The sequence below is a fragment of the Microbacterium sp. PMB16 genome (assembly GCF_051294855.1).
Taxonomy (GTDB): domain Bacteria; phylum Actinomycetota; class Actinomycetes; order Actinomycetales; family Microbacteriaceae; genus Microbacterium.
The window spans coordinates 3,190,673-3,203,367 of sequence record NZ_CP145908.1; the positions used below are offsets into that span (position 1 = coordinate 3,190,673).

A 12,695-nucleotide genomic window follows, 5' to 3' on the forward strand; every position below is an offset into this window, starting at 1 on the left:
GGGTGTATCGGCGAGGCACGGAGCGCCGTCACATGATCAGAGGCAAGCTGGACCCATGGAACTCGTCCGGGCCGCAGAGGCGTTCGCCGAGCACCTTGAGAAGGTGCGCCGGCTCTCGCCCGCGACGGTCAAGGCCTATCGTTCCGATCTGCGTGACCTCGCCGCCTCGGCGGGGCCAGTCCCCGTCGACGGGATCGATCTCGAAATGCTGCGGGACTGGCTCTGGCGGGCAACGCAGCGAGGCGACGCCCGTTCGACACTCGCCCGCCGTGCCGCCGCCGCCCGCTCGTTCTTCAGCTGGGCGCAGGAGGAGGGGCTCGTCGAACACGATCCGAGTCTGCGCCTGATCGCTCCGAAGAAGGGGCGCACGTTGCCCACGGTCGCATCGCACGACGCGATGTCGGGGCTCCTCGACCTCCACCGCGTGAACGCCGAATCGGGGGACCCGATCGCGTTGCGTGATCACGCGATCCTGGAGCTGCTGTACGGGGCGGGCATCAGGGTGTCCGAGCTCTGCGGTCTCGACATCGACGACCTCGACCTCGACCGTGGCACCGCGAAGGTGCTCGGCAAGGGCTCGAAAGAACGGGTGGTCCCGTACGGGTCTCCTGCCCGCGATGCCGTCAGCGCTTATCTCCGACGTGCGCGACCGGCGCTGGCCGCTCGGGGATCCGCGAGCACGCCCGCAGTGATGCTGGGCGCACGCGGCGGTCGGATCGGTCCGCGCACCGTCTACTCTCTCGTCGCGCGAGTCCTCGGACCGATCGTCGGGGCGGAGACCGTCGGACCGCACGCGCTCCGCCACACGGCGGCGACCCATCTTCTCGACGGTGGCGCAGATCTCCGAGCCGTCCAGGAGATCCTCGGCCACGCGAGTCTGGGGACCACACAGATCTACACGCACGTCTCCGCCGAACGGCTGACCGCCACCTACAAACTCGCTCACCCGCGGGCGTGAGGCCGGGTACACCTAGAGCGGCTCGCAGCACGGGAGCAGGATCGCGCGGGGGACGTCGCCGAACAGCAGCATCGGATTGATGTACTCGCCGGCGAGACGCACCCCCACGTGGAGCGCTCCCGGAGTCGTGTGCCCGCCGAACGCGACGATCCCGATCTCCTCACCTGCGGAGACCACGTCGCCCGGACTCAGCGTCGAGGACACCGGCTCGAACGTCGACACCAGCCCTCCAGCGTGCTCGAGCGTGAGCAACGGGCGGTCGACGACTGTCCCGCGGAAGGCCACCACCCCGTCGGCCGGAGCGTGAACCACGGCCGAGGTCGGGGCGGCAAGGTCCGCGCCGCGGTGCCCCGCGCCGAACTCGTGAGCGGGTGCGCGGTAGGGCTCGACGACCCGCCGGGCGCCGTCGACTGGCCAGAGCCAGGTTCCGCCGTCCTCGGCGCGACCTTCGGATGCCGTGGCACTTCGACCGAGCGGCAGCAGCAGGATGGCGACGATCACCAGGAGAAGAAGCGTTCGCGAAGGGGTGCGCATGATGGGCATCCTGGCCGACATGTGAGCGTGAGCCGACCCTGGCGGATCGCTGCGACGATACCGGGGGAGAAGCGCCCGAACCGTGGTGGCGTGCAGGGTGAGTGAGCGCCCCGCATCCTGTATGCTGGAGGAGCACCTCGATATCGGGGTGACTACGCGTGCCCACAGCGACCGGCGTCTGAGAAGACAGAGGTCGCGGCATCCACACCCACAGGTCCCACTCCTTGAGCGGGCGGGTGTGCGCCGGGCACCAGGAAGTCCGGTCATCAGATCGGCAGAAACCTCAACGGCGCATGAACGCGCCAGAACAAGGAGACGACCATGGCTGTGGTCACCATCCGCCAGCTGCTCGACAGCGGCGTGCACTTCGGACACCAGACCCGTCGGTGGAACCCGAAGGTCAAGCGTTTCATCCTCACCGAGCGCAGCGGCATCCACATCATCGACCTGCAGCAGTCGCTCGGCTACATCGACAAGGCCTACGACTTCGTCAAGGAGACCGTCGCCCACGGTGGCACGATCCTCTTCGTCGGCACCAAGAAGCAGGCACAGGAGATCCTCGCCGAGCAGGCGACGCGCGTCGGCCAGCCCTTCGTGAACCAGCGGTGGCTCGGTGGACTCCTCACCAACTTCCAGACGATCTCCAAGCGTCTCGCACGCATGAAGGAGCTCGAGGAGCTCGACTACGAGGTCCCCGCGAACAGCGGCTTCACGAAGAAGGAGCTCCTGCTCAAGAAGCGCGAGCTCGACAAGCTGCACAAGTCGCTCGGTGGTATCCGCAACCTCACCAAGACGCCTTCGGCCATCTGGGTCGTCGACGCCAAGCGCGAGCACCTCGCGATCGATGAGGCCAAGAAGCTCGGCATCCCCGTGATCGGCATCCTCGACACGAACGCCGACCCGGACGACTTCCAGTACCCGATCCCCGGCAACGACGACGCGATCCGCTCCGTCTCGCTGCTGACGCGCATCATCGCCGACGCCGCTGCCGAGGGCCTGCAGCAGAAGCACAACCCGGAGACCGGTGACGCTGAGCCGCTGGCCGACTGGGAGCGCGAGCTTCTCGAGACCCCGGCCGACGAGGCGCCTGCTGCCGAGGCTCCGGTCGTAGAAGAGTCCGCTGACGCCGCGGCTGTCGAGCCGGCTGCTGACGAGGCCGTCGTCGAGACGCCTGCTGCCGATGAGACCGCAGCCGATGAGGCCGGTGCTGAGGCGCACGACGAGGCGATCGCTGCCGCTTCCGGTGAGGAGACCGCTGAGGTCGCCGCCGCCGAGGCAACCGACGCCAAGTAATTTCCGCGAACATACCCACTTCACGAAGCAAGGAGCCACCACACATGGCCAACTTCACCATCGCTGACCTCAAGGCGCTGCGCGAGCAGCTCGGCACGGGCATGGTCGACACCAAGAAGGCACTCGAGGAGGCTGACGGAAACGTCGAGAAGGCCACCGAGATCCTGCGTCTCAAGGGTGCGAAGGGCAACGCGAAGCGCGCTGACCGTTCCACCAGCGAGGGCCTCATCGTCGCTCGCGAGCAGGACGGCGCCGTGACGCTCATCGAGCTCGCCTGCGAGACCGACTTCGTCGCCAAGAACGACCGTTTCATCACGCTCGCCGACAAGGTCGCCGACGCTGTCGCCGCCGTCAAGGCCGACACGCTCGAGGCGGCTCTCGCCGCCACGGCCGGATCGCAGACCGTCGAGCAGCTGATCTCGGAAGAAGCCGCGATCATCGGCGAGAAGGTCGAACTGCGCCGCGTGCGCACGATCACCGGTGACAAGGTTGAGGTGTACCTGCACCGCACGAGCAAGGACCTGCCCCCGCAGATCGGTGTCGTCGTCGCCTACAGCGGTGACGACGCTGAGACGGCGCGCAGCATCGCTCAGCACATCTCGTTCGCCAATCCGTCGTACCTCGCTCGCGAGGACGTGCCGGCTGACGCGGTCGAGAAGGAGCGCGAGATCGTCACCGAGATCTCCCGCAACGAGGGCAAGCCGGAAGCGGCTCTGCCCAAGATCGTCGAGGGCCGCGTCTCCGCGTTCATCAAGCAGGTCGCCCTGCTCGAACAGGACTACGCGAAGGACAACAAGCTCTCTGTCGCCCAGGTGGCGAAGGACGCCGGTATCACCGTGACGGACTTCGCGCGCTTCAAGGTCGGCGCGTAACACTGTCGAAGGGGTTCGGATCATCGAGATCCGAACCCCTTCTTCGTGCCCAGAAGGCACTATCTTGAATCGGGACGAGAGGACAACCCCATGACCGAACGCACCGGACGCCGCCGCGTCCTTCTCAAGCTCTCCGGGGAGGCATTCGGCGCAGGGCAGCTCGGCGTCAACCCCGACGTGGTCGGGCAGATCGCGCGCGACATCGCCGCTGCCGTCGACCGGGTCGAGGTCGCCATCGTCGTCGGCGGAGGGAACTTCTTCCGAGGCGCGGAGCTCAGCCAGCGCGGAATGGACCGCGGTCGGGCCGACTACATGGGCATGCTGGGCACGGTGATGAACGCCCTCGCTCTCCAGGACTTCCTGGAGCAGGCCGGTGCGGCCACGCGCGTGCAGTCGGCTATCGCGATGACGCAGGTCGCGGAGCCGTACATCCCACGTCGCGCCGAGCGGCACATGGAGAAGGGGCGGGTCGTCATCTTCGGCGCCGGTGCCGGTCTCCCGTACTTCTCCACCGACACCGTGGCCGCGCAACGCGCTCTCGAGATCGGGGCGGAGGAGGTCCTCGTCGCGAAGAACGGCGTGGATGCGATCTACACCGCCGACCCCAACAAGCACGCCGACGCGGAGCGCATCGAGCAGGTCACCTATCGTGACGCGCTCCAGCGCGGTCTCAAGGTCGTCGACTCGACGGCATTCAGCCTCTGCATGGACAACAACATGGACATGCGGGTCTTCGGCATGGAGCCGGCCGGCAACGTCACGCGCGCCCTCCTCGGAGAGCCGATCGGCACCCTGGTCACCGCCTGAGCGTGTGAGCGGGCGGACACGTCTTCGCCCGATAGAATTTCCAGAACACCCCGACGATAGGAGCCACCGTGATCGCGGACGTCCTCGCTGAAACCACCACTCGTATGTCTCGGGCGGTCGAGGCTGCCAAGGAGGACTTCTCCACGGTGCGCACCGGTCGCGCGAACCCGCAGCTGTTCCAGAAGGTTCTGGTCGACTACTACGGCACGCCGACTCCGCTGGCGCAGCTCGCCTCGCTGGCCAACCAGGAGGCGCGCACCCTCATCATCACGCCGTACGACAAGTCTGCGCTCAAGGCGATCGAGCAGGCTGTGCGCGACATGCCGAACCTCGGTGCCAACCCGACCAACGACGGCAACCTCGTCCGCGTATCGATGCCGGAACTCACGGCCGAGCGCCGCAAGGAGTACGTCAAGCTCGTCAAGACCAAGGCAGAGGACGCCAAGGTCCACGTCCGCGGTATCCGCCGCAAGGCGAAGGACGAGCTCGATGGTCTGAAGAGCGACCTGGGCGAGGACGAGATCGCGCGCGCCGAGAAGGAGCTCGATGCTCTGACGCGTCAGCACGTCGACCTGATCGACGACGCGCTCAAGCGCAAAGAGGCAGAACTCCTCGAGGTGTAGTCACGATGTCCGACGACACGCGAGACGCCGAGGAGGGCAAGACGGCGGCGCGCGGAGACGCGCACGATGCCGATGCCCCCGAGGGCGGCGTCCCGCTCGTGGACACGGCGTTTCCGTCGTTCGACGCCGCGAGCGTTCCTCCCCGTCCGCCGCTGCCACCGCTCCTCGACACTCCGGGCGGAGTCTCACCGCTCGACACGGCGGACCACAACGCCATACGCGAGCAGTGGCGGGTGCGCCGAGACGAGCTGAACAGCCATGTGTCGTATGCGCGCGACCAACTCGATCAGGCCAACGAGCGAATCAAGCAGCGCACCGGTCGTGATCTGATCCTGGCGACGGTGATCGGTCTCGCGTTCGGCGCCGCCCTTCTCGGTTCGCTCCTGTTCATCAAGGCCCTGTTCGTTCCCTTCGCCCTCGCTGCCGCGCTGCTCGGCGTCTACGAGCTGTCGCGGGCGTTGCGCACGTCGGGACGTCGGATCGACGTCGTCCCTCAGCTCATCGCAGCGACAGTGCTGGTGCTGGCCGCCTACTTCGCGGAACCGTGGCTGAGCTGGGTCGTGTTGTTCGTCTCCGTGGCGTTCGTGATCGTCTGGCGTCTCATGGCCCAGATGGTCGTCAAAGACGGCCGCACCTACGGTGACGTGCTCGCGGATGCCGTGATCGGCGGCTTCGTTCAGATCTATGTGCCGTTCCTCGCTGGTGTCGCGCTCATCCTGCTCGTTCAGGAAGGCGGACAGTGGTGGGTGCTCAGCTTCATCGCCATCGCTGTCGCCGCCGACACGGGAGCCTATGCCGCCGGGCTGGCTTTCGGGCGGCACCCGATGGCACCCAAGATCAGCCCGAAGAAGACCTGGGAGGGATTCGGCGGCGCCGTCGTCGCGTCTCTCGCTGCGGGCGTGCTGCTCGCGATCTTCCTGCTCGACCTCCCGTGGTGGGCCGGTGTGATCTTCGGGGCGAGCGTCCTGCTCACCGCCACCCTGGGCGACCTCGGCGAGTCGATGCTCAAGCGCGACCTGGGCATCAAGGATATGAGCTCGTGGCTTCCCGGACACGGCGGGCTCCTCGACCGGCTGGACAGCATCCTCCCGTCGACCATCCCCGCCCTCGGCCTGTACTTCCTCCTCTCCCCTTGGGTGGTTATCTGATGAACGACGATCTGACCGACGAGCAGACGGCGGCAGAGGCGCCGCCGGCGTTCGCGCTGACCTCGGGCCGGACTCGCGGCTATCACCGCACGGCGGTCGACACCTTCCTGGCGTCCGCCCGGCGGGCGTTCGAGACCGGGGGAGACGAGCTCGGTGCGGCAGACGTGCGGACCGCATCCTTCCCGCTCGTCAAGGACGGATATGTCGTCGCCGACGTCGACGCCGCGCTCGGTCGCGTCGAAGACGCCTTCGCCGCGCGTGAACGCGAACGCGTGGTCCGCTCGCAGGGTGCCGGAGCATGGGTCGAACAGGCGCGCGACGACGCTCAGGTGATCCTCGACCATCTCGCCCGTCCGCGCCGGCATCGCTTCGCCCGCACGGGCGTTCTCACCTTCGGCTACCGCATCGACGAGGTCGATCACGTGGCCACGCGCATCGTCCGCTACCTCCGTGATGGGGATGCTCTCACTCCCGAGCAGCTGCGCTCCGCAGCGTTCCGGATGCAGCGCGGCGGCTACCGCGAGGAGCAGGTCGATGCTCTGCTGGATGCGACGATCGACGTCATTCTGGCCGTTCGCTGAGGTTCCTGATGGCCGTCTCAGAGACCTTTGCGTAGACTGTCACTCATCGTGAACTCCCGAAACGACATGAATCTCGAACGAAGCGGCTCATCGCTGGTGCCTGCAGCGACGAATAATTCTGCACGCACGGGCACTCGACGGTGGTCCCGACGCCGCGGCGTGGTCAGCGTTTTCAGCGCACTCGCCGTGGTCGGATTCGCCGGCGCGATGGTCGCCCCGACCGGCGTGGCGCTCGCGGAACCGGCCTTGGCCGATTCTCCGGACTCCGCCTACTCGGTCGCCCTCGCCGACACGCAGAACCTCACCGTGACGGTGGAGGGCGCGGCGATCACCCCGGTCGAGCGAGGCTCCTTCGAGGTGTACGTCAAGCCCAAGCCCAAGCCGAAACCGAAGCCCATCGTCGCCTCGGAATCGAACGGCGGCTCAGCCGGAGGGTCACTGCCCCCGTACACGGGCGGCGGAGCGCCGGCCGAGTGGATGGCGGCCGCGGGAATCGCGCAGAGCGACTGGCAGTACGTCGACTACGTCGTCTCACGCGAGAGCGGCTGGAACCCGAACGCGACCAACTCGTCGTCGGGAGCCTGCGGCCTCGTCCAGGCGCTGCCCTGCAGCAAGGTCCCGGGCAACGGATACAACCCGGTGGACAACCTCCGCTGGGCGACGGGATATGCGACGAGCCGCTACGGCAGCTGGGCGGGCGCGTACAACTTCTGGATCAACAACCACTGGTGGTGAGCAGGCACGATGCCACGCTCCCGCCGACGCCCTTCCGCGCGCCCTGAAGCCGAGGATTCGCTCGAGCGCCTGATCGCAGGCTGGAAGCGTTCAGAGGTGCGGCGCGGCAGCGAGTGGACCGTGCAGCCGGTCTCGGCCGTCCAGGCGCAGAAGGAGTACATCTGCCCCGGCTGCGGACGGGGTATCGAAGTGGGCACCGCTCACCTGGTCGCCTGGCGTGCGGATGGCGTGCTCGGCGACGCTGCCGACCTCGCGGCGCGTCGTCACTGGCACACACACTGTTGGAGGATGGCATGAGCATGGAGATCCGCGGGCCACTGGAACTCCCCGCGCGGCGTGAGGACATCGAGCTCGAGACGGCAGACGGACTCACTCTCGTCGGTGAGCTCGCGGTTCCGGAGAGCACCGATCCGGTCGCCACGCTCGTGACGCTGCATCCGCTGCCGACCGCAGGCGGCTTCATGGACTCCCATATCATCCGCAAGGCCGCAGCCCGCCTGCCCGCCCTGGCCGACCTCGCGGTGCTTCGGTTCAACACCCGCGGTACGACGTCGGCTCGCGGGACGAGCGGCGGTGCCTTCGACGGCGGCGCCTCCGAGCAGTTCGACGTCGCCGCGGCGATGGACTTCGTCCGGGAGCGGCGCCTGCCCCGGCCGTGGCTCGTCGGCTGGTCGTTCGGCACCGAACTCGCACTGAAGTACGGCCGGGAACACGACATCGAGGGCATCATCCTCCTGTCGCCTCCGTTGCACCGGGCGTCAGAGGCAGAGGTGGCGGCGTGGGCATCCAGCGATCGCCCCGTCGTGGTACTGGTGCCGGAGCTCGACGACTATCTGCGACCTGCCGAGGCACGTGAGCGCTTCGCGTCGATCCCGCACGCGCAGCTCATCGCGGTCGACGGCGGCAAGCACCTGTGGGTGGGCGAGACTCAGACCCGACGGGTGCTGACCGAGATCGTCGCCGCGGTGAACTCGGCGGCACTTCCGCTCGCCACTCATTGGCCACCGACCGAGTGAGCGGCTCCGTCAGCGTTCGTTCATCCGCGGGATGAGCACCTGACGGTAGATGATCAGCACGCTGGCTGCGACCGGGATGGCGATGAGGGCACCGAGCAGGCCGAGCAGACTGCCTCCCGCGAGAGCGGCGACGACGACGACAGCACCGGGCACCGACACGGCGCGGCTCATGATGCGCGGCGAGATGACGTAGGCCTCGATCTGCATGTAGATCAGGTAGTAGATCGCCGCCGCGATGGCGATGCCGGGGGAGCCGACACCCGGGATGAGGCACGTGAGGACGATGATCGTCGAACCCGTCAGCGTTCCCACGAGCGGAATCAGGGAGAAGAAGAACGCGACCACCGCGAGAACCGCAGGGAACGGCGCCTGGATGATGCTCAGGTAGATGGCGCTGAGCACGCCGTTGATCACGCCCTGGGTCACTTGACCCATGACGTAGTAGCCCACGGAGTCAGTGATCTGTTCGGAGAGATCAATGAACCGCTCGCGCTTGGAAGCCGGAGCCAGTTGGTACACCGCGCGCTTGAGGGACGGCGTGGACGCGGTGAGGTAGATCGTCAGGATGAGGACGATGAAGGCGCCGAAGAGGCCGCTGAGCACCGCGCCGCTGGCAACCAGCACGCCCTGACCGATCGAGCCGCCGATGTCGGTGAGATTCGTGTTCAGCCAGTCCACGACGTAGTTGAAGACCTCGTCCACCTTGAGGTTCGGGAAGGCATCCTGGATCCACTGCTTGAGGTCGTTGATCGCCTCGTCACGCTGGACGATCACGGAGATCTGCGCGATCAGCTGGGAGATCTGATTCACGAGCACGGGGAGGACGATCAGGATGATGCCCACGAAGATCGCCAGCACCGCCAGGATCGTCACCAGCACCGCCAGCCAGCGGGGGAGCCGGCGTCTTTCCAAGAACGACACGAGCGGATCGAGACCAAGGCTCAAGAAGAGTGCCGTGCCGAGATAGAGGAGAACGGTCGACAGCGTCTGCACGCTGCCGATCAGCAGGACGCCGAGCCCTACGCCGAGCGTCGCCACCAGGGCGGTGCGGAAGGGATTGTGGATCTTCATCGGGGCTCCTTGAAACGGATGCAATCAGGCTATCGAGCACGGCAGTCACGAGACGGGCGACGTGCCGATCGCGACCACAGTGCATCTGTTTGTGGGCAACACACAGGAGCTTTCGCTAGTCTGGAATGTCGAGTGTTGCGTCTCGGACGGGTGTCCGCGACGCGTGAGGAGACTATTCGTGCGTTTCGTATGGGCCGTGGTGGCCTTCGTGCTGGCCGCGGTGCTGATCGGGTCGGGGATGGCTCAGCGCACCATCTTCCTCGGACCCGATTCGCAACAGACGAAGGTCGACATCGAGGAGCCGGCACCGTTCGTCCTCCTCGACGGAGACGTCCTGCGGACGAATCCCGGTGCTCAGACCCTGCTCATCCGGGGTGGCGGCGAGATCTTCGCCAGCTACGGCCGTACGCCCGACATGGAGGCCTGGCTCGCTGATTCGGCCTACAACCACGTCACGGTCGACGATGCAGGAAAGCTCGACGTCTCCTACGTCGAAGCGGGTGACGCGACCGAAGCGCCGTCCGAGGAACCCGAGGCCGGCACGGAGGAAGACCCCGATGCGACAGACGAACAGCCGGCAGGGCGCAACCCCGTCGGCTCGGACCTGTGGCTGGATTCCTTCACCGATGACAACGCCCTGATCGCCGACAATATGCAGCTGCCCGAGGGCACCAGCGTCCTGATCGCGCACGACGGGACCGTGGACGCCCCCGACGACATCACCGTCTCCTGGCCTCTCGACAACACCACGCCGTGGGCAGGCCCTCTCATGGTGGCCGGCGGCGCCGTGCTGTTGATCGGGCTGATCCTCTACTTCCTCGGCATCCGCCACCAACGCCGTGGCCGGGGCCCGAGGCGCAAGGGACCCGGTCCCATGCCCATCACCGAACCCATCGATGTCGCCACATTGCCGGCAGCGGAACGGGCCGCCCTGGAGGCGCCCGGAGCCGACCCGTCGGAGGGTGCCGAGACGCCGGAAGTCGAGGAGGCCGAGATCGTGGACGAAGACAGGGAATCGGACTCCCGCAACTCTCTGCGAGCGGCGGCGCCCGCCCGTCGTCGGCTTCTCCTCGCGCTGCCCGCACTCGCACTCACCGCCGTGCTCGCCACCGGGTGCTCCGCGGAGTCCTGGCCGCAGTTCGGTGATGCCGGACCCACGCCGTCGCCCACGCCCACGGTGATCGCGCCCGAGAACCAGAAGCCGCCTGCCGTCACGGAAGCACAGGCCACGCGGATCCTCCAGAACATCTCGGAGACACTCGTCGAGGCGGATACGGCTCTCGACCTCGACCTCGCCAAGACTCGTCTCGACGGTCGGGCGCTGGCTGCTCGCACCACCGAGTACGCCCTGCGCACGAAGCTCACGGACACTCCGCTGCCCTCGGCGATCCCGACCGACAAGTTCGAAGTCGTCCTGCCGGAAGCGACCGACCGGTGGCCGCGCACCGTTCTCGTGCTCTCGAAGAGCACGAGCGACGACACTGTGCCTCCCGTGATCCTCACGATGACCCAGCAGGATCCCTGGGCGAACTACAAGGTCACCGATATGGCAGAGATGTCGGCCGACGTGGTGTTCCCCGAGGTTGCGGCGCCGTGGCTGGGAAGCTCGCTCGTCCCTGCGGATTCCGCGTTCCTGCGCATGCCCCCTGCCGAGCTCGCGGCCGCGTTCGCCGACGTCGTCGACGCGGGGGAGAAGAGCCCGTCGTACGACCTGTTCGACGATCTCTCCCTGAGCCTTGCGAAGTCGATCACCGAGAGTCGCAACGCCCTCAACCAGAAGCTCAAGGACAAGGGCGCCGACAAGACCTCGAAGGCGGCGTTCGACATGGTGCCGACGGGCGATGAGCCGGTGTCGATGACCACGCTCGACAGCGGCGCGATCGTGGCCATCTCGCTCAAGGACATCGAGACCGTCACGCCCACCGTCTCCGATGCCGTGATCCGTCTGACCGACAATCCGCAGGCGAAGGCGCTCACCGGAGTATCGGAAGCCGCCAAGGGCGTCGAGTCGACGTACGGATTCCAGTTGTTCTTCGCGGTCCCGGCGCAGGGCTCCACGGAACAGATCCGACTCCTGGCCGTCCGCCAGGACATGCTGTCAGCGAAGGTGATCAAGTGAGCGAAATCTCCCCTGCCGCGCTCCGCGGCGCTGTCGACCTGTCGAGCCTGCGCAACCGGCCGGCCCCTTCCCCGGACGGTGCCCCGGCTCCCGCACCCGGAGTCGTCGATGTCGTGGTGGACGCGACGGACGAGACGTTCGGTCAGATCCTCGAGATCTCGCGCACCGTTCCCGTCGTCGTCGACCTGTGGGCCGAATGGTGCGGACCGTGCAAGCAGCTGAGCCCGATCATCGAGAAGGTGACCAGAGAGCTGGGCGGCAAGGTCCTCCTCGCCAAGGTCGATGTCGATGCGAACCCGCAGCTCGCGCAGAGCTTCCGTGCGCAGTCGATCCCGATGGTCGTCGCGCTGATCGCCGGACAGCCGGTTCCGATGTTCACCGGCGCGGTTCCCGAGCAGCAGGTGCGCGAGGTCTTCGCCCAGCTGCTCCAGGTCGCCGCGCAGAACGGCGTCACCGGATCGCTCTCGGTGGGCGATGCGCCTGCCGAATCGGCACCGGAAGAAGAGCCTCCGCTGCCCCCGCTGCACGCTGAGGCGTTCGCTGCCATCGAGGTCGGCGACTATGCCGCCGCGATCCGTGCCTACGAGAAGGCTCTCGCCGAGAATCCGCGCGACGAAGATGCGATCGCGGGGCTCGGTCAGGTCCGGTTGCTCGATCGGGTGCAGGGCCTCGATCTGCAGGCGGCGCGTGCCGCTGCGGCGAATGCGCCCCTCGACGTCGACGCCCAGTTCGCGGTCGCGGATCTCGACATCGCCGGCGGTCACGTCGAGGACTCTTTCCTGCGCCTGCTGGATCTGTTCGCTCAGCTTCCCGCCGATCAGCGCACCCCCGTGCGCGAGCGTCTGGTCGAGCTGTTCGGCCTCATCGGCGCGGCGGATCCGCGCGTGATCGCTGCCAGGAACCGGCTGTCGTCGCTGCTCTTCTGACGACAGCCGGGT

General features: G+C 67.2%; 14 protein-coding genes. 12 read left to right on the top strand and 2 right to left on the bottom strand.

From position 1 onward, the window contains the following. Positions 1-55 precede the first annotated feature (55 nt). On the top strand, positions 56-958 hold the full coding sequence (locus tag V5D55_RS15270; RefSeq protein ID WP_435744557.1) for a tyrosine recombinase XerC: 903 nt from the start codon (positions 56-58) through the stop codon (positions 956-958). Between the two features lie 12 nt (positions 959-970). On the opposite strand, the gene V5D55_RS15275 is transcribed toward V5D55_RS15270, so the two are convergent. Continuing rightward, positions 971-1,492 carry a murein hydrolase activator EnvC family protein gene (locus V5D55_RS15275; protein WP_435744560.1) on the bottom strand — a complete coding sequence of 174 codons (522 nt, stop codon included), beginning with the start codon at positions 1,490-1,492 and terminating at the stop codon, positions 971-973. Positions 1,493-1,813: 321 nt separating this feature from the next. Here V5D55_RS15275 and rpsB point away from each other — a divergent pair, with 321 nt between their 5' ends. The 9 genes from rpsB to V5D55_RS15320 all read left to right on the top strand — a co-directional run bounded on the left by rpsB (position 1,814) and on the right by V5D55_RS15320 (position 8,567). Continuing rightward, entirely contained in the window at positions 1,814-2,785 is a 972-nt protein-coding gene (gene rpsB / locus V5D55_RS15280) for a 30S ribosomal protein S2 (RefSeq protein ID WP_435744563.1), read from the top strand. Between the two features lie 44 nt (positions 2,786-2,829). Next, positions 2,830-3,657 carry a translation elongation factor Ts gene (tsf, locus tag V5D55_RS15285; RefSeq protein ID WP_435744565.1) on the top strand — a complete coding sequence of 276 codons (828 nt, stop codon included), beginning with the start codon at positions 2,830-2,832 and terminating at the stop codon, positions 3,655-3,657. A gap of 90 nt (positions 3,658-3,747) precedes the next feature. Next, positions 3,748-4,464: a UMP kinase gene (pyrH, locus tag V5D55_RS15290; protein ID WP_435744567.1), complete on the top strand. Its 717-nt coding sequence runs from the start codon at positions 3,748-3,750 to the stop codon at positions 4,462-4,464. A gap of 68 nt (positions 4,465-4,532) precedes the next feature. Beyond that, on the top strand, positions 4,533-5,087 hold the full coding sequence (gene frr / locus V5D55_RS15295) for a ribosome recycling factor (RefSeq protein WP_435744569.1): 555 nt from the start codon (positions 4,533-4,535) through the stop codon (positions 5,085-5,087). Positions 5,088-5,092: 5 nt separating this feature from the next. Further along, positions 5,093-6,235 (top strand): phosphatidate cytidylyltransferase, encoded by a 1,143-nt coding sequence (locus V5D55_RS15300; protein WP_435744571.1) that lies wholly within the window; start codon positions 5,093-5,095, stop codon positions 6,233-6,235. Further along, positions 6,235-6,816, top strand: a complete 582-nt coding sequence (locus tag V5D55_RS15305; protein ID WP_435744573.1) for a DivIVA domain-containing protein — start codon at positions 6,235-6,237, stop codon at positions 6,814-6,816. Before V5D55_RS15300 ends, V5D55_RS15305 begins: the two co-directional genes overlap by 1 nt. Before the next feature lie 159 nt (positions 6,817-6,975). After that, complete coding sequence (locus V5D55_RS15310) at positions 6,976-7,551, top strand: transglycosylase SLT domain-containing protein (protein ID WP_435744575.1); 576 nt, start codon at positions 6,976-6,978, stop codon at positions 7,549-7,551. Between the two features lie 9 nt (positions 7,552-7,560). Further along, on the top strand, positions 7,561-7,848 hold the full coding sequence (locus V5D55_RS15315; protein WP_435744577.1) for a hypothetical protein: 288 nt from the start codon (positions 7,561-7,563) through the stop codon (positions 7,846-7,848). A gap of 2 nt (positions 7,849-7,850) precedes the next feature. After that, on the top strand, positions 7,851-8,567 hold the full coding sequence (locus V5D55_RS15320; protein ID WP_435749320.1) for an alpha/beta hydrolase: 717 nt from the start codon (positions 7,851-7,853) through the stop codon (positions 8,565-8,567). 9 nt (positions 8,568-8,576) lie between these two features. Here the strand turns inward: V5D55_RS15320 and V5D55_RS15325 are convergent, their stop codons facing one another. Further along, positions 8,577-9,638: an AI-2E family transporter gene (locus V5D55_RS15325; RefSeq protein ID WP_435744579.1), complete on the bottom strand. Its 1,062-nt coding sequence runs from the start codon at positions 9,636-9,638 to the stop codon at positions 8,577-8,579. A gap of 178 nt (positions 9,639-9,816) precedes the next feature. Between V5D55_RS15325 and V5D55_RS15330 the strand changes: the two genes are divergently transcribed. Together V5D55_RS15330 and V5D55_RS15335 are read left to right on the top strand one after the other, a co-directional pair. Then, the gene (locus V5D55_RS15330) at positions 9,817-11,757 is read left to right on the top strand and encodes a glycosyl transferase (protein ID WP_435744582.1); all 1,941 of its coding nucleotides are present in this window, start codon (positions 9,817-9,819) and stop codon (positions 11,755-11,757) included. Then, positions 11,754-12,683: a tetratricopeptide repeat protein gene (locus V5D55_RS15335; protein ID WP_435744584.1), complete on the top strand. Its 930-nt coding sequence runs from the start codon at positions 11,754-11,756 to the stop codon at positions 12,681-12,683. Before V5D55_RS15330 ends, V5D55_RS15335 begins: the two co-directional genes overlap by 4 nt. Positions 12,684-12,695: the final 12 nt, after the last annotated feature.

What these genes read in the sequence shown, in the direction of transcription:
- V5D55_RS15270 (WP_435744557.1), top strand. Translation starts at nt 56, where the DNA reads ATGGAACTCGTCCGGGCCGCAGAGGCGTTCGCCGAGCACCTTGAGAAG.
- V5D55_RS15275 (WP_435744560.1), bottom strand. Translation starts at nt 1,492, where the DNA reads ATGCGCACCCCTTCGCGAACGCTTCTTCTCCTGGTGATCGTCGCCATC.
- rpsB (WP_435744563.1), top strand. Translation starts at nt 1,814, where the DNA reads ATGGCTGTGGTCACCATCCGCCAGCTGCTCGACAGCGGCGTGCACTTC.
- tsf (WP_435744565.1), top strand. Translation starts at nt 2,830, where the DNA reads ATGGCCAACTTCACCATCGCTGACCTCAAGGCGCTGCGCGAGCAGCTC.
- pyrH (WP_435744567.1), top strand. Translation starts at nt 3,748, where the DNA reads ATGACCGAACGCACCGGACGCCGCCGCGTCCTTCTCAAGCTCTCCGGG.
- V5D55_RS15300 (WP_435744571.1), top strand. Translation starts at nt 5,093, where the DNA reads ATGTCCGACGACACGCGAGACGCCGAGGAGGGCAAGACGGCGGCGCGC.
- V5D55_RS15305 (WP_435744573.1), top strand. Translation starts at nt 6,235, where the DNA reads ATGAACGACGATCTGACCGACGAGCAGACGGCGGCAGAGGCGCCGCCG.
- V5D55_RS15315 (WP_435744577.1), top strand. Translation starts at nt 7,561, where the DNA reads ATGCCACGCTCCCGCCGACGCCCTTCCGCGCGCCCTGAAGCCGAGGAT.
- V5D55_RS15320 (WP_435749320.1), top strand. Translation starts at nt 7,851, where the DNA reads ATGGAGATCCGCGGGCCACTGGAACTCCCCGCGCGGCGTGAGGACATC.
- V5D55_RS15325 (WP_435744579.1), bottom strand. Translation starts at nt 9,638, where the DNA reads ATGAAGATCCACAATCCCTTCCGCACCGCCCTGGTGGCGACGCTCGGC.